The 20954-nt window shown below is 72.0% G+C and carries 20 protein-coding genes and 1 pseudogene; 7 read left to right on the top strand and 14 right to left on the bottom strand.

The genetic code is table 11. The annotated features are described in order from the left end of the window. The first annotated feature begins 12 nt into the window (after window positions 1-12). The 3 genes from MB828_RS02695 to MB828_RS02685 are packed head-to-tail and all read left to right on the top strand — an operon-like array spanning window position 13 to window position 1127. Complete coding sequence (locus MB828_RS02695) at window positions 13-264, top strand: acyl carrier protein (RefSeq protein WP_046728247.1); 252 nt, start codon at window positions 13-15, stop codon at window positions 262-264. 1 nt (window position 265) lies between these two features. After that, window positions 266-745 carry an SRPBCC family protein gene (locus tag MB828_RS02690; RefSeq protein ID WP_133029101.1) on the top strand — a complete coding sequence of 160 codons (480 nt, stop codon included), beginning with the start codon at window positions 266-268 and terminating at the stop codon, window positions 743-745. 49 nt (window positions 746-794) lie between these two features. Further along, entirely contained in the window at window positions 795-1127 is a 333-nt protein-coding gene (locus MB828_RS02685) for a TcmI family type II polyketide cyclase (protein ID WP_046728245.1), read from the top strand. Window positions 1128-1196: 69 nt separating this feature from the next. On the opposite strand, the gene MB828_RS02680 is transcribed toward MB828_RS02685, so the two are convergent. The 6 genes from MB828_RS02680 to lipB all read right to left on the bottom strand — a co-directional run bounded on the left by MB828_RS02680 (window position 1197) and on the right by lipB (window position 6623). Next, a complete protein-coding gene (locus MB828_RS02680) occupies window positions 1197-2192 on the bottom strand; it encodes a methyltransferase (protein ID WP_301646788.1) in 996 nt (331 codons plus the stop codon). 124 nt (window positions 2193-2316) lie between these two features. After that, window positions 2317-3402 (bottom strand): right-handed parallel beta-helix repeat-containing protein, encoded by a 1086-nt coding sequence (locus MB828_RS02675; RefSeq protein WP_301646781.1) that lies wholly within the window; start codon window positions 3400-3402, stop codon window positions 2317-2319. A 171-nt stretch (window positions 3403-3573) separates the two neighbouring features. Next, window positions 3574-4275, bottom strand: a complete 702-nt coding sequence (locus MB828_RS02670; RefSeq protein ID WP_301646780.1) for a DUF4191 domain-containing protein — start codon at window positions 4273-4275, stop codon at window positions 3574-3576. A gap of 70 nt (window positions 4276-4345) precedes the next feature. Then, window positions 4346-4543 (bottom strand): SCO2195 family GlnR-regulated protein, encoded by a 198-nt coding sequence (locus tag MB828_RS02665; protein ID WP_133029104.1) that lies wholly within the window; start codon window positions 4541-4543, stop codon window positions 4346-4348. 238 nt (window positions 4544-4781) lie between these two features. Beyond that, the gene (gene lipA, locus MB828_RS02660) at window positions 4782-5747 is read right to left on the bottom strand and encodes a lipoyl synthase (RefSeq protein ID WP_046728241.1); all 966 of its coding nucleotides are present in this window, start codon (window positions 5745-5747) and stop codon (window positions 4782-4784) included. A 75-nt stretch (window positions 5748-5822) separates the two neighbouring features. Further along, the gene (gene lipB, locus MB828_RS02655; protein WP_301646779.1) at window positions 5823-6623 is read right to left on the bottom strand and encodes a lipoyl(octanoyl) transferase LipB; all 801 of its coding nucleotides are present in this window, start codon (window positions 6621-6623) and stop codon (window positions 5823-5825) included. 247 nt (window positions 6624-6870) lie between these two features. On the opposite strand from lipB, the gene MB828_RS02650 reads away from it, so the two are divergent. Then, window positions 6871-8343: a regulator gene (locus MB828_RS02650; protein WP_301646778.1), complete on the top strand. Its 1473-nt coding sequence runs from the start codon at window positions 6871-6873 to the stop codon at window positions 8341-8343. A gap of 185 nt (window positions 8344-8528) precedes the next feature. Here MB828_RS02650 and MB828_RS02645 read toward each other — a convergent pair whose 3' ends face one another. Both MB828_RS02645 and MB828_RS02640 read right to left on the bottom strand, forming a co-directional pair. Continuing rightward, the gene (locus tag MB828_RS02645) at window positions 8529-9884 is read right to left on the bottom strand and encodes an NAD(P)/FAD-dependent oxidoreductase (RefSeq protein WP_301646777.1); all 1356 of its coding nucleotides are present in this window, start codon (window positions 9882-9884) and stop codon (window positions 8529-8531) included. Window positions 9885-10044: 160 nt separating this feature from the next. Continuing rightward, window positions 10045-10938, bottom strand: a complete 894-nt coding sequence (locus tag MB828_RS02640; RefSeq protein WP_301646776.1) for a TIGR01777 family oxidoreductase — start codon at window positions 10936-10938, stop codon at window positions 10045-10047. A 117-nt stretch (window positions 10939-11055) separates the two neighbouring features. Between MB828_RS02640 and MB828_RS02635 the strand changes: the two genes are divergently transcribed. Further along, complete coding sequence (locus MB828_RS02635; RefSeq protein ID WP_301646775.1) at window positions 11056-11544, top strand: GNAT family N-acetyltransferase; 489 nt, start codon at window positions 11056-11058, stop codon at window positions 11542-11544. Window positions 11545-11547: 3 nt separating this feature from the next. On the opposite strand, the gene MB828_RS02630 is transcribed toward MB828_RS02635, so the two are convergent. Next, complete coding sequence (locus MB828_RS02630; RefSeq protein ID WP_301646774.1) at window positions 11548-12732, bottom strand: MarP family serine protease; 1185 nt, start codon at window positions 12730-12732, stop codon at window positions 11548-11550. 190 nt (window positions 12733-12922) lie between these two features. Between MB828_RS02630 and MB828_RS02625 the strand changes: the two are divergent. Then, window positions 12923-13702 (top strand): annotated as a pseudogene (locus MB828_RS02625) (peptidoglycan recognition protein family protein); the annotation flags it as partial. 231 nt (window positions 13703-13933) lie between these two features. Further along, window positions 13934-14191, top strand: coding sequence for a hypothetical protein (locus MB828_RS02620; protein WP_133029112.1), 258 nt, complete (start codon window positions 13934-13936; stop codon window positions 14189-14191). Between the two features lie 3 nt (window positions 14192-14194). Here MB828_RS02620 and MB828_RS02615 read toward each other — a convergent pair whose 3' ends face one another. The 5 genes from MB828_RS02615 to sucB all read right to left on the bottom strand — a co-directional run. Next, window positions 14195-14713, bottom strand: coding sequence for a DUF4240 domain-containing protein (locus tag MB828_RS02615; RefSeq protein WP_165941745.1), 519 nt, complete (start codon window positions 14711-14713; stop codon window positions 14195-14197). 56 nt (window positions 14714-14769) lie between these two features. Further along, window positions 14770-15759, bottom strand: coding sequence for a helix-turn-helix transcriptional regulator (locus MB828_RS02610; RefSeq protein ID WP_301646773.1), 990 nt, complete (start codon window positions 15757-15759; stop codon window positions 14770-14772). A 326-nt stretch (window positions 15760-16085) separates the two neighbouring features. Then, on the bottom strand, window positions 16086-18797 hold the full coding sequence (gene aceE / locus MB828_RS02605) for a pyruvate dehydrogenase (acetyl-transferring), homodimeric type (RefSeq protein WP_301646772.1): 2712 nt from the start codon (window positions 18795-18797) through the stop codon (window positions 16086-16088). 303 nt (window positions 18798-19100) lie between these two features. After that, the gene (locus tag MB828_RS02600; RefSeq protein ID WP_046728230.1) at window positions 19101-19724 is read right to left on the bottom strand and encodes a GntR family transcriptional regulator; all 624 of its coding nucleotides are present in this window, start codon (window positions 19722-19724) and stop codon (window positions 19101-19103) included. A gap of 159 nt (window positions 19725-19883) precedes the next feature. After that, on the bottom strand, window positions 19884-20954 hold a 1071-nt coding region (gene sucB, locus MB828_RS02595; protein ID WP_301646771.1), incomplete at its 5' end, for a 2-oxoglutarate dehydrogenase, E2 component, dihydrolipoamide succinyltransferase.

Below are 20954 nucleotides of genomic sequence, written 5' to 3'. Positions count from 1 at the left end.
GGAGGAGTCGCTATGAGCATCACCGTGGACGAACTGTCCGAACTCATGAAGAAGGCCGCCGGCGTCACCGTCTCCCCGGCCGACCTCCAGGACCGCGCCGACACCGGCTTCGACGCCTTCGGGGTCGACTCGCTCGGCCTGCTCGGCATCGTCGGCGAACTGGAGAACCGGCACGGCGTGCCCATGCCGGTGGACGCCGAGCGGTGCAAGACGCCCCGCCAGTTCCTCGACCTCGTCAACAGCGCCATGCCCGCGGGAGCCTGACATGACCGGACACACCCAGAACGAGATCACCATCGCGGCCCCCGTCGACCTGGTCTGGGACATGACCAACGACGTGGCCAACTGGCCCCAGCTCTTCAGCGAGTACGCCAGCGCCGAGATCCTCGAGGAGGAGGGGAACAAGGTCACCTTCCGGCTGACCATGCACCCCGACGAGAACGGCAAGGTGTGGAGCTGGGTCTCCGAGCGTGAGACGGACCGCGCGGGCCTCAGCGTCCGGGCCCGCCGCGTCGAGACCGGTCCCTTCGCCCACATGAACATCCACTGGCGGTACGAGGAGGTACCGGCCGGCACCCGGATGGTGTGGACCCAGGACTTCGCGATGAAGCCGGAGGCCCCGGTCGACGACGAGTGGATGACCGACAACATCAACCGGAACTCCAAGGTCCAGATGGCCCTCATCCGGGACAAGATCGAGAAGGCGGCCACCGGCCGCCGCCCCGACCCGGCCCTGGCCGACTGAACCGACCGAACCGACCGAACCGCACGAGCCGTACGACAGGAGAGACACCGTGCATCAGGCCCTGATCGTCGCCCGTATGGCCCCGGGCTCCGCACCCGACATCGCGAAGGTGTTCGCGGAGTCCGACCGGGGAGAGCTGCCGCGTCTCGTCGGGGTCACCCGGCGCAGCCTCTTCCAGTTCGGCGACGTGTACATGCACCTCATCGAGTCCGAGCGCGAGCCGGGACCGGCCATCGCCAAGGTCACCTCGCACCCCGAGTTCAGGGACGTCAGCGACCGTCTCCAGGCGTACGTCAGCGCGTACGACCCGGAGACCTGGCGCTCCCCGAAGGACGCGATGGCGCAGCGCTTCTACCTCTGGGAGCGTGACGGCGGTTCCTGAACCGCCGGCCGGCCAACGGTGCCGGACCCGCGCACGACGCGGGCCCGGCACCGGCACGTGCACGGCCGCTCAGGCGGGCACCACGCACTCGAAGGCGTGCAGATAGGGGTTGACGGGACGGATGTCCTCGACGGTCAGTCCCGCTTCGGTCAGCCGCCGCACCATGCTGTCGGTGGTGTGCTTGGCCCCGCCGACGTTCAGGAGCAGCAGCAGGTCCATCGCGGTGCTGAACCGCATCGACGGGCTGTCGTCGACCAGGTTCTCGATGACCACCACCCGGGCACCCGGACCACCCGCCGCGACGACGTTGGCGAGCAGCCGCGCGGTGGACTCGTCGTCCCACTCCAGGATGTTCTTGATGACGTAGACGTCCGCGTCGACCGGTACGGCCTCCCGGATGTCGCCGGGCACGATCCTCGCCCGGTCCGCGAGGTCACCGCCCTCACGCAGCCGGGGCAGCGCCTTCTCCACCACCTTCGGCAGGTCCAGCAGGTAGCCCTTCATCACCGGGTACTTGTCCAGCAGGCTGGCCACCACGTGCCCCTGGCCGCCGCCGAGGTCCGCGACCGACCGGCTGCCGGACAGGTCGAGCAGCGCGGCGACCTCCCGCGCCGACTGCTCGCTGGAGGTGGTCATCGCCCGGTTGAAGACGTCCGCGGACTCCGGAGCGTCCTCGTTCAGGTAGACGAAGAACTCCTTGCCGTACAGGTCCTCGATGACGTTGCGGCCGCTCTTCACGGCCTCGTCCAGCTTCGGCCAGGCGTCCCAGGTCCACGGCTCGGTGCACCACAGGGCGATGTAGCGCAGGCTGTGCGGGTCGTCCTCGCGCAGCAGCCGGGAGGTGTCGGTGTGCGCGAACGTGCCGTCGGGGCGCTCGGCGAAGACGCCGTAGCAGGACAGCGCGCGCAGCAGCCGCCGCAGCGGCTTCGGGTCGGTGCGCACCGCGGACGCCAGGCTCTCCACGGTCATGGGGGCGTCTCCGAGCGCGTCGGCGACCCGCAGTCGGGCGGCCGCGCGGACGGCGGCGGCACACGCCGCCCCGAACACGAGCTCGCGCAGCCGCATCGACGGCGGCGGGGCGCCCTCCTGCGTCGGCGCCCCGGACTCCTTCGCGGACGCCGAGAGGTCACGTGCTGGTGCGGTCATGTGCCGCCTTCCTTCCTTGTAGAGGTGTCGTACGGCCGACCGGTCAGCACAGACCCGCGGGCTTGGACTTCTTGCAGGTGTTGCCCTTGAAGGCGTTGCCGTGCTTGGCGGCCTCCTGGTTGACCAGGTCGGCGGGGGCGTTGCCCGACAGGCTGTTGTCGGTGACGTTGTTCTTGTCGCTGGTGACGCCCACGAAGCTCTTGAAGATCACGACACCGCCCGACAGCGGGGACTTGCCGGAGTTGCCGGTGACCAGGTTCCGGCTGACCAGGGTGTTCTCGGCGCCGGTCAGCACGATGCCGGAACCCTGGAGGAAGGCCAGCCGGGCGGTCTTCGGGCAGTACTTGTTGTTCTTGACGACCTGGTTCCCGGTGACGGCGATGTTGCCGGCCTTCGGCTTGTTCTCGTCACCGACGACGAACACACCCGCGCAGTTCCCGGTGATCGAGTTGTCCGCGACGGCGAGGTTGCGCAGCCGGCGCACGGTCACGCCGATCCGGTTGCCCTCCAGGAGGTTGTGCTCGACGACCGTGCCGGCGGTGTCGGTGGCACCCTTCTCCGCGGTGACGGAGTTGGCGAGGAACAGCCCCGCGTCGCCGTTGTTCCGGGCGACGTTGTTGCGGTAGGTGCTGTGCACCGCGCGCTCCTCGGCGATGCCCCACTGACCGTTCTTCACGGCGGCCACGCCGTGCACGTTCAGGTCGGCCGTGCCGACGGCCATGACGCCGGTCCGGGAGAACCCGGTCACGGTCAGCCGGGCGATGGTCACGTCCTCGACCGGCTTGCTCTTGGTGCCGACCACGCAGATGCCGTTGCCCATCTCCGCACAGGACTTCTGGGCGGCGGCCGACTTCTTGGTGGCCTTGGCCTTCTTGGCGGGCTGGAGCACGGTCCCGGGGCCCATGCCGCGCAGGGTCAGGCCGGGCGTGGTCACCTTGACGCTCTCGCGGTAGGTGCCGGGCAGGACGAGGACCGTGTCGCCGGGCTGGGCGGCGTCGACCGCCTTCTGGATCGACTCGCCCGGGTGCACCCAGTGCACGTGGTGGGCGGCGGACGCCGGAGCGGCGCCGAGGAGGGCACCGCAGAGGGCGGTACCGCACACGAGGTTTGTGATATGGCGTTTTGTCACATTTGGAAGGCTAAGAGTGAATGACCCGATAACCCGCCGGATACGCCGACCGGCGGCGTGTCACGCCGGCCCCGCTTAAGCGCCCCGTAGGGGCGCGGGGAACTGCGCGAGAAACCACAAAGGCGCGGCAGTCGCACAAGCAACCACCGCGCCCCGAGCTCGTAGGCGTGCTTACCGCCCCCGAGGCCCACCCTTAGGCATCCGCATACCCCTCGGCATCGGCCCCTTCGGCAACGGCATGTTGGACATCAGGTCCCCCATCGCCCGCAACCGGTCGTTGGTCGTCGTCACCTGGGGACCAGTCAGCACCCGCGGGAACTTCAGCATGGTCGTCCGCAGCTTCTTCAGCTCGACCTGGCCGTCACCCGTACCGACGATCACGTCATGCACCGGCACGTCCGCCACGATGCGCGCCATCTTCTTCTTCTCGGCGGCCAGCAGGGTCTTCACCCGGTTCGGGTTGCCCTCGGCGACCAGCACGATGCCCGCCTTGCCGACCGCCCGGTGCACCACGTCCTGGCTGCGGTTCATCGCCACCGCCGGCGTCGTCGTCCAGCCCCGGCCGATGTTGTCCAGCACTGCTGCCGCGGCGCCCGGCTGGCCCTCCATCTGGCCGAAGGCCGCCCGCTCGGCCCGCCGGCCGAAGACGATGGCCGTCGCGAGGAAGCCGAGCAACAGGCCCAGAATGCCCAGATAGACCGGATGGCCGATCAGGAAGCCGATCACGAGGAAGATCGCGAGCGTGCCCAGACCGACACCCGCGAGTACAAGGCCGATCGTCTTGTCGGCCTTTCGGGTCATCTTGTACGTGAGGGCGATCTGCTTCAGCCGCCCTGCGTTCGCAGCGTCCGCTGCGGGTTCCTTCCTCGCCATGTCCCGAAGTCTACGTGTCCCTGGGAGTGGCTACGACGGCAGTGTCCCTGGAAGGTCCTTGCGGAGAGCGTCAGGAGCGGCCGGCGGCCTGCTCCAGGAAGTGCTGCGCCTCGACCCGGTCCTTGGCGCGACGGCGGTCCTCCAGCACGGAGGTCCACGCGTTGCGGCGCGCGGTGCGCTGGCCGCTGCTCATCAGCAGCGACTCGACGGCGCGCAGCGCGTCGGTGAAGGACGGGATGGCGGTGGCGCGGACGGGCGCGGCCTGCATGGCGGAGGTCCTCCCTGAAGTGGGTGTACGTGCTGTGATACCAGGGTCACTGTTTGGTGTTACCAGGGCGTGACCGACCGGTCAAACACCAATGAAGCCTTGATGCGCGGGCCCGAAACGCTGCCGCGGCCCTGACGTACGCCCTCATCTGCGAGGACGGTCAGGACCGCAGCCATTCGGTCATTACCAACCAGTAGTATCTTGTGCGTGAATTCACACGGCCGCAAGCGGAGGGCCGTCAGACCGCCTGGGTGGCGACGAACGCGCCCCGCTTCTCGACGGCCATCTGGTACAGCCGCCCGGCGCGGTAGGAGGACCGCACGAGCGGCCCGGACATCACCCCGGAGAAGCCGATCTGCTCGGCCTCCTCCTTCAGCTCCACGAACTCGTGCGGCTTGACCCAGCGCTCCACGGGGTGGTGCCGGACGCTCGGCCGCAGGTACTGCGTGATGGTGACCAGCTCGCAGCCCGCCTCGTGCAGCTGGCGCAGCGCGTCGCTGACCTCCTCGCGGGTCTCGCCCATGCCGAGGATGAGGTTGGACTTGGTGACCAGGCCGAAGTCGCGGGCCTCGGTGATGACCTTGAGCGAGCGCTCGTAGCGGAAGCCGGGGCGGATCCGCTTGAAGATCCGGGGCACCGTCTCCACGTTGTGCGCGAAGACCTCGGGGCGGGACGAGAAGACCTCGGCGAGCTGCTCGGGGACCGCGTTGAAGTCGGGGGCGAGGAGCTCGACCTTGGTACGGCCGGCCGCGCGCTCCGCCGTCTGCTGGTGGATCTGCCGGACCGTCTCCGCGTACAGCCAGGCGCCGCCGTCCGCGAGGTCGTCGCGGGCGACGCCGGTGATGGTGGCGTAGTTCAGGTCCATGGTGACCACCGACTCGCCCACGCGGCGCGGTTCGTCGCGGTCCAGCGCCTCGGGCTTGCCGGTGTCGATCTGGCAGAAGTCGCAGCGCCGGGTGCACTGGTCACCGCCGATGAGGAAGGTCGCCTCGCGGTCCTCCCAGCACTCGTAGATGTTCGGGCAGCCGGCTTCCTGGCAGACCGTGTGCAGGCCCTCGCTCTTCACGAGGTTCTGCATCTTCGTGTACTCGGGGCCCATTTTCGCCCGGGTCTTGATCCACTCGGGCTTGCGCTCGATGGGGGTCTGACTGTTACGGACCTCCAGGCGCAGCATCTTGCGTCCGTCGGGTGCGACTGCGGACACGACCGGCTCCCTAGCGATTGATTCTTCGGCGTGCTCCAGCGTACGCCCGTGGATTCGAAAGCCTGCTGGCCGGAGTCAGGCCGCCGGTGTCTTCTCGATCACCCTCGGCGCGAGTTCGGCGTTCTCCAGGACGTCCTTGAGGTGCCGCTCCACCACGGGCAGCACCTCCTCGACCGTCACGTCCCGGCCCAGTTCGGCCGCGAGGGAGGCGACGCCGGCGTCCCGGATGCCGCACGGGATGATCCGGTCGAACCACTTCATGTCCGGGTTCACGTTGAACGAGAAGCCGTGCATGGTCACGCCCTTGGCGACCCGGATGCCGATCTGGGCGATCTTGCGGTCCTCGCGGCGCTGGCCCGCGTTGGAGGGCGCGTACTCCGGGCCGTTGAGGCGCGGGTCGAACTCCTCGTCCTGGAGGCGCGGATCGAAGTCCAGGGAGAGCCCCCCGAGCGCCGGCCGCTGTTCGACCGGGTCGCCGAGCACCCACACCCCGCTCCGGCCCTCGACCCGGGTGGTCTCCAGGCCGTACTCGGCGCAGGCGCGGATCAGCGCCTCCTCCAGTCGCCGGACGTGGGCGACCACGTCCACGGGGCGCGGCAGCTTCTGGATCGGGTAGCCCACCAGCTGGCCCGGACCGTGCCAGGTGATCTTGCCGCCGCGGTCCACGTCGACGACCGGGGTGCCGTCCAGGGGGCGCTCGCTGTCCGCGGTGCGCCGGCCGGCCGTGTACACCGGCGGGTGTTCGAGCAGCAGCACCGTGTCGGGGACCTCGTCGGCGAACCGCGCCGCGTGCACCCGGCGCTGCTCGTCCCACGCCTCCTGGTACTCGACCGCGTCCGCGCCGAACCCCATACGGACGAACCGCAACTCACTCACGGCAAGCGCCTCCCTTGGCGACGGGTGTGTCAGGCACATAACGCGCCCAAGCAACTGTACGTCCGCCCGCCGCGCGTCAGCCCCGAGGGCAATCCTCACACGATCGGATGAATGAAGGTCGAAATGTGCGATCGACTGCTCACTCTCCGCTACATTCGCGCCGTCCATGAGCGCCAAAAGGGCTGCTCACCGGCAATCCGGGCACAAGCCACCGAGCTGAGCCAGAAGGCAGGAGACCGCACTCCAGATGACGGACCGACCCGCGCAGCGCACCCCCAACCGCCAGCTCGCCGCGCTCATCGCAGAAGCGGGGTTCTCCAACGCGGGTCTGGCCCGTCGCGTCGATCAGCTCGGCCTCGAACACGGACTGGATCTCAGATACGACAAGACCTCCGTCACCCGGTGGCTGCGCGGCCAGCAGCCCCGGGGCACCACCCCCGCCCTGATCGCCGAGGTCTTCACCCGGCGCCTCGGCCGCCGGCTCACCGCCCAGGACCTCGGCCTGGACGCCTGCGCCCCGGTCTACGCCGGACTGGAGTTCGCGGCCACCCCCGAGGAGGCCGTCGACATCGTCGGCGGGCTGTGGCGCAAGGACTCCGGCAGCCACGCCGAGCTCCGCAAGATCGCCTTCACCCCGGCCGGACTCGTGGTCCCCAGCCGGGACTGGCTGATCGGCCGCGCCGACGACCGGGTGGCCCGCGGTGAGCCGGGCCCGGCTACCGCGGCCCGGGTACCGGCGCAGACCCGCCTCACGGCGGCCAAGCAGCCGCCGGCGGTGCCGGTGCGGCCCCGCGGCACGGCCGAGCGCGGACCCGGCCAGAAGGTCACCGGCGGCGACATCGCCGCGCTCCGCTCGGTCGGCGAGCTGTTCCGCACACTCGACGACGCGTACGGCGGCGGGCACGCCCGGCAGGCACTGGTGCGGTATCTGGAGCACGAGTGCGAGCCCATGCTGCGCGGCACCTACGGCGAGCAGACCGGCCGCCGGCTGTTCGGCGCGGCGGCCGACCTGACCCGGCTCGCCGGCTGGACGTCGTACGACATCGCGGCGCACGGGCTCGCCCAGCGCTACTTCGTGCAGTCCCTGCGGCTCGCCCAGGCGGCGGGGGACCGCGCGTACGGCTCCTACGTCCTCGTCACCATGAGCCGCCAGGCGGTCTACCTGGGCCACGGCCGGGAGGCGGTCCAGCTGGCCCGGGTGGCCCAGCAGGGGGTCGGCACGAACGCCCCGCCGGTGGTCCAGGCCCTGCTGCACGCGGCCGAGGCCCGCGCGCACGGCGTGCTCGGCGAGGTACGAGCGTGCACCGGCGCGCTGGTCCGCGCGGAACGCGCCCTGGAGGCGTCCCGGCCCGGCGACGAGGTCCCCTACTGGGCGCGCTTCTTCGACGAGGCCCAGCTCGCCGACGAGTTCGGCCACTGCCACCGGGACCTCCAGCAGTTCCGCGCGGCCGCGCAGCACGCGGAGCGCTCGCTGCAACTGCGTGCGCCCTCCTATGCGCGCAGCAGGCTGTTCTGCCGGGTCGTCCTCGCCACGGCCCGCCTGGGCCTCGGCGAGCTGGACCAGGCGTGCGCGCTCGGCGTGGAGGCGGCGGGCGCGGCCGTGGAGATGCGCTCGGTACGTGCGGCCGAGTACGTCCGGGACTTCGAACGCCGGCTGGAGCCGTACAAGGACGCGGCACCGGTGAAGGGCTACCGCGAGAAGGTGGCAGCGCTGAACTGACGTGCTGCTCGTTTCCTCCGCCGCGGCGGTGATCAGCCACGACGGCGTCTTCGGCGGTGCCGGGCCGGGCCCTGCCACTCGCCGTTGCGGGTGGCGGTTGTCGGCTCGGTGCCGGGCCGTCGTGGCTGGTCGCGCAGTTCCTCCCCCAGCCTTCGGCCGGGGGCACCCCCAGCGCCCCTACGTCTCTACGCTGCTCGGGGTTGCATCGTTTCCGCGCTGTGCATGGAGCCCGCGCCCAGGTCCGTCAGGATCGCTGCCGTCGCCCTGTGGGCCGAGTGCAGGGCTCCCTGGACCGTGCTGGTGTCCCGGTGGTCGCCGCAGGCGTACAGGCCCGCCAGGAGGCGCACCGGGCGGCGCAGGTCGTGCGGGGGACGCATGGCGGGGAGCGCCTCGGGGGTGTGGTGGACCGCGAGTGTCTCCCAGCGGCGCGTCGACGTGCCGTACAGCCGCGCCAGGTGCATGCGGACCGCCGTGTCGATGTCGGCGGGCGGCGTGCCGAGGACCGTGGAGGAGATCAGGGCGCGGCCCTGGGGTGCTCGGCTCGGATCGACGTTGCTGACCACGCAGGTGTGGGAGACCGGGCCGCTCCGGTCGGCGTCGAGGAGGAGCGACGCCCCGGTGGTCAGGGTCGCCGGTTCGTCGGTGGTGTGGTGGACCACCGTCACCTCGTGGAAGTCCGGCACCCGCAGCCCCGGCAGCAGCTCGGCGGCCGCGCGCGCGTCGGTCGCCAGCAGCACCGCCCGGCAGCGGACCTCGCCGTGTTCCGCCGTTCGCACCGAGGTCGTCGAGACCGAGGTGGCCCGGACCCCGGTGTGCACGGTGCCGGGCGGCAGGGCCCGGGCGAGGAGTTCCGGCAGGACGTCCGCGCCGCCCTCCGGCACGCACAGCCGCCCGCTCGCGAAGGAGCGCAGGGCGAGGTCGGCGCAGCGGCTGGACGTGGTCAGCTCGGGGTCGCACAGCAGGGCCGCCAGCAGCGGGCGCAGGAAGCCGTCGATCGTGCGGGTGGACACCCCGCGCTCGGCGAGGGCGCGGGCGGCCGGGAGTTCGGGGCGGGCCAGGATCCGCTCGACGGGCGTGCCGGCGAGCCGGCCCAGCGCGGCGCCGAGCCGGGCCTGGTCCACCGCACCGCCCATCGGCGCGGTGGCCCGCACCGGGGACGCGGCCGAGCCGCCCCTGGGGGCGCTTGCCAGGGCGCGCACCGCATACAGTGCGCCCCTCGCGCTTCCGCCGCCCGCCGGAGCGCCCGCCCGGTGCCTGCGCCCATCGCGATGCAGCAGTACGCCGGGCGCGAACCGGCGCAGAACCAGGGCGTCCAGTCCCGGGGTGAGCCGTAGCTCCGGATAGGACGTGGACAGGAGCTGGCCGATCCGGTCGAGGCGGAAACCGTCGACCTTCTCGGTCGACATGCGTCCCCCGACGTAAGGGGCGGCCTCCAGGACCGCGGTCGTTACTCCTGCGCTGTTCAGCCGATGAGCCGCGGAGAGACCGGCGATGCCGGCTCCCACGATGACGACGTCCGCCTGGTACGCGGGCTCATGCACGAGGCCCCTCCTCGATTGCGCGTCCGGTGGAGACGTGATGCCCCCAACCCGCTCCGGGGATACCCGAGTTCGGGTCGAGGTTAAGGCGGTGATCGGTCAAGGGCAGTCGCGCATGAGCAGGGCACGGTCGCACGGCGGTCGCATTCGGTCACACGGGCCGTCAGGCCGCACGGATCGCGTCCTCGATGCCCGGGAACGCGAACGTGAACCCCGACTCCAGCAGCCGCTTGGGCACCACCCGTTGACTCCCCAGCACATCCCCGGCCATCTCACCGAGCGCCGCCCGCAGGGCCGCCGCGGGCACCGGGAAGAGCGCCGGGCGACGCAGCACCCGGGCCATCGCCTCGGTGATCTCACGGTTCGTCAGTGGGTCGGGCGCGGTGAGGTTGAACGGACCGGAAAGGCCCTCGGTGTCCATCAGGAAGCGGATCGCGGCCACCTCGTCGTGCAGCGCGATGTACGACCAGTATTGGCGCCCGTCGCCCAGCCGGCCACCCAGGCCCGCCTTGAACAGCGGGAACAGCCGCCCCCACGCCCCGCCGTCGCGGGCGACCACCAGGCCGGTCCGGGCGAACACCGTCCGGATCCCCGCCTCCCGCGCCGGGGCCGCCGCCGCCTCCCACGCCACGCACACCGACGGCAGGAAACCGTCGCCGGGCGGGGCGTCCTCGTCGACGGCCCGGTCGCCGGTGTCGCCGTAGACGCCCATCGCGCTGCCGCTGACGAACACCCGCGGCGGCTCCTCCAGGGCGGCCACCGCCTCCGCGAGCGCCGCCGTGCCGAGGACCCGGCTGTCCCGGATCTCACGCTTGTAGGCGGGCGTCCAGCGGTGGTCGCCGATCCCGGCCCCGGCGAGGTTCACCACCGCGTCGCAGCCCGCCAGCCCGGCCGTGTCCACGTACTGCCCGCCGGGGTCCCAGCAGACCTCGTCGGTGCCGTGCGCCGCGCGCCGCACGAGCCGCACCACCTCGTGCCCGTCGGCCCTCAGGGACCGCACCAGGGCGCTGCCGATGAGGCCGGACGCACCGGCCACCGCGATACGAGAGCGTTCCATGGCCCCAGCATGCCGGGCCTTGGGCAGGAAAACCCGTGGGACCCGGGCAGGAAAACCCGTGGACCCGGGCCGCAAAAACCCGTGGGCCCCGGCTCCGGCCGACTTTAGGGTGACCGCATGCCAGAGCCGTACATACGCACCGCCCTGCCCGACGACGACGAGGAACTCGCCGTCCTCGACCGCGCCACCTGGTCGCACCTGCACGCCGTACTGCCCCGGCCGGAACCGCCGTACGAGCCCTTCTTCGATGAGCGCCACGCCCCCGAGGACACCCTGGTCGCCGAACTCGACCGGCGCATCGTCGGCTACATCCGCCTCGGCCTCGCCTACAAGCTCGCGGCCAACGCGCACGTCCGGCAGATCCAGGGCCTCGCGGTCGCCGAGGAGGCCCGCGGCCGGGGCGTCGCCCGGGCGCTGCTGCGGGCGGCCATGGACGAGGCCCGCCGCCGTGGCGCCCGCCGGATCAGGCTCGCCGTCCTCGGGCACAACGCCCCGGCACGCCGGCTCTACGCGTCCGAGGGCTTCGCCGTCGAGGGCGTGCTGCCGGGGGAGTTCCTCCTGGACGGCGAGTACGTCGACGACGTGATCATGGGCCGGCCGCTGTGACGGTCAGGGGGTGATCAGCTCGCCGGTGTCCACCGCCGAGGTGGCCTGCGCCCCGCGCGCGGCGTCCGCGGCCACCTCGTCGGCCGTCAGCACGTACCCCGTCTCGCTGTCGGAGGTGGAGCGGGCGAACACCACCCCGAACACCCTGCCCCCGGTGGTCAGCAGCGGGCCGCCGGAGTTGCCGGGGCGGACCGTGGAGCGGATCGAGTAGATCTCCCGGGTCACCGTGGCGTCGCTGTAGATGTTCTGCCCGGTGGCCTGCACCTTGTTGGCCACCGTGGCCGCCTGCAGGTTCAGGTCGCCGTCCTGCGGATAGCCGGCGACCACCGCGGAGTTCCCGCGCGCCGCCGTGGTGTCGAACCTCAGCACCGGCGCCCGCAGCTGCGGCACGTACAGCACCGCCACGTCCCGGTCCGGGTCGAAGAGCACGACCTGCGCGTCGTACGACGCCCCGACCCCGCCTATCCGCACGCTCGGGTCGTCGATGCCCGCCACCACGTGCGCGTTGGTCATCACGTGCTCGGGCGCGAACACGAACCCGCTGCCCTCGCGGCCCTGCGTGCCGGCGGAGCCCTCGATCTTGACCGTGCTGCGCCTGGCCGCGTTCGTGGCCGCCGCCGTCACGTTGTCCCCGGAAGGCCTGGCGACCTGGGCCGTCGACTCGTTCTCGAAGGGGTTGAAGACCTGGGGGAAACCGGCCTCGGTGAGCGCCGAGGTGGCCCGCGAGAACCACGCAGGTGTGGTGTCCGGCATGGTGTCCTGCACCGCGCCGAGCAGCCTGGAGTCCCGGATCGCCGTCGTCACCGCGGGCGAGGAGGACGCACCCAGCACGCTCGCCGCCACCCAGGCCACGATCAGCACCGCCACCGCGTTCGCGGCCGCCCCGCCGACCCCGTCCGCCACCCGCAGCGGCCCCTCGTCCAGTTCCCGGCGCAGCCGCAGCGCCAGCCGGCCCGCCAGCTCGTGCACCACCACCGCCGGCACCAGCACCGTCAGCACCGCGACCACCGTCGCCGTCGCCGTGCCGCGGGTGACCAGTTCCATCACCCAGGGCAGCACCCACACGCCGACGACCGCGCCGCCCACGAACCCGGCCAGCGACACGCAGCCGGCCACCAGCCCGCGCCGGTAACCGGCCGCCGCGTACACGAGGACCACCAGTACGAGCACCAGGTCGAGCAGGTCCACGGAGCCGCCTTTCTCTCGGTGCCCTTAATACGCTCGGGACAGGTCCAGTGATCAGCTCACGCCCGCGGGAACCCCGGGAACCGGCCACGCGTGCGTGTACCCACTGAAACGCCTCGGACCGGGACGATGGTTCCACCAGGTGGCACAGCACACATCGCGGGCGGAGTCGATCGACCCGAGAGTGGGGGCCATGCGTGTCTTTCCCCGAGCAGGGCGGCGCACCCGGGTCACCGCCCTGACACTGCTCGGCTGTCTGCCGGGCCTCGTCGCCGTCCTCGCGCTGGTGCTGTGCACCCAGGGCGCCGACCGCCCCGTGGCGATCCACCTGTCCGCGCCCGCGCCCGCGAGCCCCGCCGCCCACCGGGCACCCCGGCCCCGGATCGTGCCGCGCACGGTCTGGCTGGACACCGGCGTCCGTCGCACCCAGCCGCCGCCGCGCTACGACGACCGGGTCGTCGCCGTCTTCGTGCACCACACCGACTCGCCCAACGGCTACTCCTGCGCCCAGGCACCCGAGATCATCCGCCGCCTCTACACCGGGCAGACCGGCGACCGCGACTGGGACGACATCGGCTACAACTTCCTCGTCGACCGCTGCGGCACGATCTACGAGGGCCGGGCGGGCGGTGTCGAGCGGGCCGTCACCGGCGCCCACACCCAGGGCTTCAACCACCGCACCGCCGGCATCGCCGCCCTCGGCACCTTCACCGCCGGAGTGCCGGTGCCGCGTGCCATGACCGACGCGATCGCCGCGCTCGCCGCCTGGAAACTCGGCCTGGCCGACGTCGACCCGCGCGCCGGGGCCCACCTGGTCTCCAGCAACGGGCTCAGCCGCTACCGGGAGGGCACGGCCGTCACACTGCCCGCCGTGGCCGGCCACCAGGACGGCTACCGCACCACCTGCCCCGGCGCCGCCCTCGCCGCCCGCCTGCCCGAGATCAGGACGGCCGCCGCCCGCCTCCAGGGCAGACTCCCGGCGAGCCCGTCCCCGGCCACGCCGACACCGTCCCCGACGGCGGTGCCTACGCCGCCGCCGGTGCGCGCGCCCGTGGCGACGCCCGCGCCCACGCCGGCCCGGTCGGACCCACCCGGCCCGACCCCCGCGCGGACGTCCACAGGAACGCCATAGGCGGCACGCAGGCCGCTCAGATCCCCGCGCCCTACCGTCGAGGACATCAGCAGCCGACCGGAGGCGGGGATCATGAACAGCAGCCGTACCGAAGCCCGTGCCGAGACCACGGAGAAGGCCGAGAGGGCCGAGAAGGCCGGTTGGGTCAGGTCGTCCCGGGGGCCCTGGGCCGTGGTCTGCGCCGTCGCGACCGTCGTCCTCGGACCGGCCGCGGTCACCGCGTCCGCCCTCGACCAGGCCAACGCGGCGCCGATGCACCACGCGGTCAAGGCCGAGCAGACGCAGGCGTACATCCCGTCGGACGTGACCCGCCGCCGTACCGCCGCGTGAACCTCACTCCTTGAAGCGTTCCCACAGTCTCGGGAACCGCTCGGCGAGCGCCCGCTCGTTCTCCAGGTCGACCGGGGTGCCCTCCGGTTCGGAGGGCGCGGGGGCGATGCCCAGGTCCGGGGCCACGGTCCCGGTGAGCTGCTCGTACGCCTCGTCCGCCGCGTACCCCAGCTCCTCGCCGTCGCCGTCGACCTCCTCGTCGAAGTCGTCCAGCAGCTCCGCCAGCGCGTCCGGGTCGTGCAGGGCGCCCTCGAAGACCTCCCGGCCCTGGGCGATCAGCCAGCACCGGAAGAAGTCGAACGCGTCGTCGCTGGCCCCGTCGAGCAGCACCCACGCGGCACCCCACAGGTCCCAGCGGTAGGCGCGGTTGTAACGGGCCTCGAAGTGACGGGCGAAGTCCAGTACCAGGTCCGGCTCCAGCTGGAGCAGCCGTTCCACGAGCAGGTCCGCCTGGTCCTCGGGGTCGCCCTCGGCGGCCTCACGGGTCGCGTCGACCAGCTCCCAGAACTCCGTCTCGTCCATCACGGGTCCAGCATCGTGCCTGGGCGCCGGGGGCGCACGCGGAGTGGTGCGGATTGTTATCCGCCGTCACCCGGGCGCGCGTAGAGCGCCGCGAGCCGTGCCGCGTCCGCCGCGAACCGGGCCCGCAGTCGCTCCGGCGCGAGCACCTCCACCTCCGGTCCCAGCGCGGTCAGCTGGCCGTGCGCGACCTCCTCGCTCTCCACCGGCAGCGTCACCTTCACCCACCCCCGCGCGTCCGGATCACCGGCGCCCGCGACCGCCTGCCGGGCGGTGACCGGATCGACGGCGTACGGCAGCCGCCGCACGCCGGTGGCCGACAGGCGCACCACCACCTCGGCGCGCAGCACCGACCGCGCGAACTGCTCGGCCCGCTGCTCCCAGAACCCGGGCAGGTCGAACTCGGCGTCCCGCGCGAACCGTTCCGCACCGGGCTCGACGGAGGTGAACCGGTCGATCCGGTAGACCCGGTAGGAGTCGCTGTCCGCGACCCGGGCGCACAGGTACCAGACCCCGGCCTTCAGCACGAGTCCGTACGGCTCCAGCTCCCGCCGCACCTCCGACTCACCGCGCCGGTAGTGCGCGACCACGCGGCGGTCGTCCCACACCGCGTCGGCGACGGCGGGCAGCAGCGCGGGGGTCTTCGGGTCGGCGAACCAGTTCGGCGCGTCCAGGTGGAACCGCTGCGCGACGGTACGGGACGCGTCGCGCAGGGACGGCAGCAGCGCGGCGGACACCTTCAGCCGGGCGGCACTCGCGGCGTCCTCGAGACCCATCTCGCGCAGCGCGCCCGGCACACCGCTCAGGAACAACGCCTCGGCCTCGCTCCGGGCCAGTCCCGTCAGCCGCGTCCGGTACCCGCCGACGAGCCGGTACCCGCCCGCACGCCCCCGGTCCGCGTACACCGGCACGCCCGCCTCCGACAGCGCCTGCGCGTCCCGCATCACGGTCCGCTCGGACACCTCCAGCTCGGCGGCCAGCTCCCCGGCCGTCATACCGGCCCGAGCCTGCAGCAGAAGCACCATCTTGATGAGCCGAGCGGCACGCATGCGCCCCATGATGCCGGGCCCCACCGGCAGCGCGGGCCGACCGCGGCCCGCCACAGCCGAAAACCGCCACCGTGACCGAGCGCCACCCCGGCGGCAGTCATGTCCCGCCGCGACGGCGCTCAGCCCGAACGAACCGATCCGGCGGTGCCGTACCCGCCGCTAGGGCCGGTCCGGTACCACCGGAGAACGCCGTCGCGGCGGGAGAAGGCGTAGAAACGGGACGCGGCGGACCTGGAGGTGGGACACCCTCTGGTCCGCCGCATGGGCGTTCGGCCGGGGTGGCGCAGGCCGGTGGTGCCGGCCTGCGCCCCGGGCCGTCGGTTTTGTTACAGGCTGTACTTTTCGCGGGCTTCCTTTACCGCTGTTGCCTTTACCTCGCCGCGCTTGGCCAGCTGGGCCAGGGACGCGACGACGATCGACTCCGCGTCGACGCCGAAGTGGCGGCGGGCGGCGTCGCGGGTGTCGGAGAGGCCGAAACCGTCGGCACCGAGCGAGGAGTAGTCCTGCTCGACCCACTGCGCGATCTGGTCCGGGACCTGACGCATGTAGTCGGAGACCGCGAGCACCGGGCCCTCCGCGCCGTGCAGGACCTGGCGCACGTACGGCACCCGCTCCTCGCCGCGCAGCAGGGCCGCGTCCGCCTCCATCGCGTCGCGGCGCAGCTCCGTCCAGGACGTCGCGGACCACACGTCCGTCGCCACGCCCCACTCCTCGGCCAGCAGCCGCTGCGCCTTCAGCGCCCAGTGGATCGCCGTACCGGAACCGAGCAGCTGGAGGCGCGGCGCGTTCGCCGGCAGTGACAGCCCCGCCGACTCCGCCGTGTTGAAGCGGTACAGGCCCTTGACGATGCCCTCGTCGACGCCGAGCCCGGCCGGCTTCGCGGGCTGCGGGAGCGGCTCGTTGTAGACCGTCAGGTAGTAGAAGACGTTCGGGTCCTCGCCGGGCAGCGCCTCGCCGTACATCCGGCGCAGACCGTCCTTGACGATCGCCGCGATCTCGTAGGCGAACGCCGGGTCGTACGACAGCGCGGCCGGGTTGGTCGCGGCGATCACCGGCGAGTGGCCGTCGGCGTGCTGGAGGCCCTCACCGGTCAGGGTGGTACGGCCGGCGGTCGCGCCGACGAGGAAGCCACGGCCGAGCTGGTCGCCGAGCTGCCACATCTGGTCGGCGGTCCGCTGCCAGCCGAACATCGAGTAGAAGATGTAGAACGGGATCATCGCCTCGCCGTGCGTCGCGTACGCGGTGGACGCGGCGATGAAGTCGGCCATCGAACCGGCCTCGGTGATCCCCTCGTTGAGGATCTGGCCGTTCTTGGCCTCCTTGTAGTACATCAGCTGGTCACGGTCGACCGGCTCGTACGTCTGGCCCTTGGGGGAGTAGATCCCCAGGGACGGGAAGAGGCTCTCCATGCCGAAGGTGCGCGCCTCGTCGGGCACGATCGGCACCCAGCGCTTCCCGGTCTCCTTGTCCCGGACCAGGTCCTTGACGAGGCGGACGAAGGCCATGGTGGTCGCCACGTTCTGCGAGCCGGAGCCCTTGTCGAAGGAGGCGAAGGCCTTGTCGGCGGGGGCCGGCAGGGGCGCCAGGGCGTGGGTGCGGCGGGCCGGGGCGGGACCGCCGAGGGCCGCGCGGCGCTCCTGGAGGTAGCGGACCTCGGGGGAGTCCGCGCCGGGGTGGCCGTAGGGCACGACCCCGTCGACGAAGGCGCTGTCCGGGATGGGCAGCTCCAGCAGCTCCCGCATCGCCTTGAACTCGTCCACCGTCAGCTTCTTCATCTGGTGGTTGGCGTTCTTCGACGCGAAGCCCTCGCCGAGGGTGTGGCCCTTGACGGTCTGGGCCAGGATCACGGTCGGCGCGCCCTTGAACTCGACGGCGGCCTTGTACGCGGCGTACACCTTGCGCGCCTCGTGACCACCGCGGGAGAGGTGGAAGCACTCCAGGATCTTGTCGTCGCTCAGCAGCTTCGCCATCTCGGCGAGCGCCGGGTCCTTGCCGAAGAAGTCGGCGCGGATGTAGGCGGCGTCCCGGGTCTGGTACGTCTGCACCTGCGCGTCCGGTACCTCGCGCAGCCGTCGCAGCAGCGCACCGGTGGTGTCGAGCTGGAACAGCTCGTCCCAGGCGGTGCCCCACAGCGTCTTGACGACGTTCCAGCCGGCGCCGCGGAACTGGGCCTCCAGCTCCTGCACGATCTTGAAGTTGGCACGGACCGGGCCGTCGAGGCGCTGCAGGTTGCAGTTGATGACGAAGGTGAGGTTGTCCAGGCCCTCACGGGAGGCGAGTGCGAGCGCCGCCGTCGACTCCGGCTCGTCCATCTCGCCGTCGCCGAGGAACGCCCAGACGTGGGACGCCGAGACGTCCTTGATGCCGCGGGCGGTCAGGTAACGGTTGAAGCGGGCCTGGTAGATGGCCGAGAGCGGGCCGAGGCCCATGCTCACCGTCGGGAACTCCCACAGCCAGGGCAGGCGGCGGGGGTGCGGGTACGACGGGAGGCCGTTGCCGCCGGCCTCCTGGCGGAAGTTGTCGAGGTGCGCCTCGGTCAGCCGGCCGTCGAGGAACGCGCGGGCGTAGATGCCGGGGGAGGCGTGGCCCTGGATGTAGAGCTGGTCACCGGAGCCGGGGGAGTCCTGGGCGTCCTTGCCCCTGAAGAAGTGGTTGAAGCCGGTCTCGTAGAGCCAGGCGGCGGAGGCGAAGGTGGCGATGTGCCCGCCGACGCCGTGCTTCGCGCCCCGGGTGACCATCGCGGCCGCGTTCCAGCGGTTCCACGCGGTGATCCGCCGCTCCATCTCCTCGTCGCCGGGGACGGCCGTCTCGGCGGCGGTGGGGATGGTGTTGACGTAGTCCGTCTCCAGCAGCTTCGGCAGCGCGATGCCGTCCGCCTCGGCGCGTTCCAGCGTGCGGCGCATCAGGTATGCGGCGCGGTGCGGCCCGGCCTCCCTGGCCACGGCGTCCAGTGAGGCCTGCCATTCGGCGGTCTCCTCCGGGTCCCGGTCGGGGAGCTGGTCGAGCGCGCTCGGCTGGATGGCCTGGGGGTCGGTCATGTCGCCGCCTTCCTCAGTCGAAGGGGGTTCCCTCATCGGTAAGGGTTCGGGTGCCCTTGGTCTTTGGCAGGACAGGGCAATGGACCCGGGTGCGGGTCCGTCGGCGACTTTAACTCCCTGATCGATGATCGATCAAAGGGTTGAGGGGCAAAACTTCTCGATTCCGAGAAAGTCGGCACGGGGTGCCTCCGGCAGTGGCACCGGGTGACGCTCCCGGGGCGGGGTTTTCGCAGGTGAGACGGTGTCTGAGCGAGGGTGCGCTCGTGTGTGGACGCGGCTTGGGCGGACGCGCCCGGGGCCTGCTTACGCCCTCGGCGCGCAGCCCAGGACGTGGGCCTTCACGATCTCGGCGATCCTCGGGTCCCGGCGCTGGAAGGCGGCGACCAGTTCCTGGTGTTCCTCCGCGTACGACTGCTGGACCGTCCCCAGCCAGCGGATCGACAGGGCCGTGAAGACCTCGATGCCCAGACCCTCCCAGGTGTGCAGCAGCACCGAGTTGCCGGCCGCCCGCACCAGCTCCCGGTGGAAGCCGACCGTGTGCCGGACCTGGGCCGTGCCGTCGGCGTCCCGGTCGGCGTCGTAGAGGGCCGCGACATGCGGTTCCAGCGCCGAGCAGTCCCCGGCCAGCCGCTCCGCCGCCAGCTCCGCCGCGATCGCCTCCAGACCGGCCCGCACCGGGTAGCTCTCCTCCAGGTCGGCCGCCGTCAGGTTCCGCACCCGCACGCCCTTGTTCGGCGCCGACTCGATGAGGCGGAGGGACTCCAGCTCCCGCAGCGCCTCCCTGACCGGCGTCTGGCTGACCTCCAGCTCGGTCGCGATCCGCCGCTCCACGATCCGCTCGCCCGGCTTCCAGCGCCCGCTGACGATCCCCTCCACGATGTGCTCGCGGATCTGTTCGCGCAGCGAGTGGACGACGGGCGCGGTCATGAGAGCTCCTTAAGGGCGTTTGACGTTTAGACAATAAGGCCGGACCGGCTTTCGGGAGGGGCGTGCGGCGGCGCTTTCGCGCAGGTGAGACGAGACTTACACGACGGTGCCCCGCCCGGAGGGACTCCGGACGGGGCACCGTGCAGGACCTGCTGAGACCTACAGGCCGAGCTCGACCTCGAACTCGCCGGCCTCCAGGATCGCCTTGACGGCCGTCAGGTAGCGGGCCGCGTCGGCGCCGTCCACCAGGCGGTGGTCGTAGGACAGGGTCAGGTACGTCATGTCGCGGACGCCGATGACCGTGCCCTCCTCCGTCTCGATGACGGCCGGACGCTTGACCGTGGCACCGATGCCGAGGATCGCGACCTGGTTCGGCGGCACGATGATCGTGTCGAACAGCGCGCCGCGCGAGCCGGTGTTGGAGATGGTGAAGGTCGCGCCGGACAGCTCGTCCGGGGTGATCTTGTTGGCGCGGACCTTGCCGGCCAGGTCGGCCGTGGCCTTGGCGATACCGGCGATGTTGAGGTCACCGGCGTGCTTGATGACCGGGGTCATCAGGCCCTTCTCCGAGTCCACCGCGATACCGACGCTCTCGGTGTCGAAGTAGGTGATCGTGCCCTCTTCGACGTTGATCCGGGCGTTGATGGCCGGGTGGGCCTTCAGCGCCTGGGCCGCCGCCTTCACGAAGAACGGCATCGGGGAGAGCTTGACGCCCTCGCGCGCGGCGAAGGAGTCCTTGGCCTGCGCACGCAGCCGCATCAGGCGGGTGACGTCGACCTCGACGACCGAGGACAGCTGCGCCTGCTCGTGCAGCGCCTTGACCATGTTGTCGCCGATGACCTTGCGGATGCGGGGCATCTTCACGGTCTGGCCGCGCAGCGGGGAGGCCTCCAGCGCCGGGGCCTTCCTGGCGGCGGCCGGAGCGGCGGCGGCAGCGGCGGGAGCCGGAGCGGCGGCGGCGGCCTTCGCGGCCTCGGCGGCGGCGATGACGTCCTGCTTGCGGATCCGGCCGCCGACACCGGTGCCCTTGACGGCGGCCAGGTCGACGCCGTTCTCGGCGGCGAGCTTGCGCACCAGGGGGGTGACGTAGGCGCCCTCGTCGGTCGCCTGGGTGGCGGTCGGCGCGGTGGGCGCGGCAGCCGGGGTGACCGGGGCCGGGGTGACCGGAGCCGGGGCCGGGGCGGCCGGGGCGGCAGCGGCCGGCGCGGGCGCCGGAGCAGCCGGGGCCGG

The organism is Streptomyces arenae (assembly GCF_022343545.1).
GTDB lineage: Bacteria > Actinomycetota > Actinomycetes > Streptomycetales > Streptomycetaceae > Streptomyces > Streptomyces humi.
Note: the sequence above shows the minus strand (reverse complement) of the source record. Positions and strands in the feature narration are given on the sequence as shown.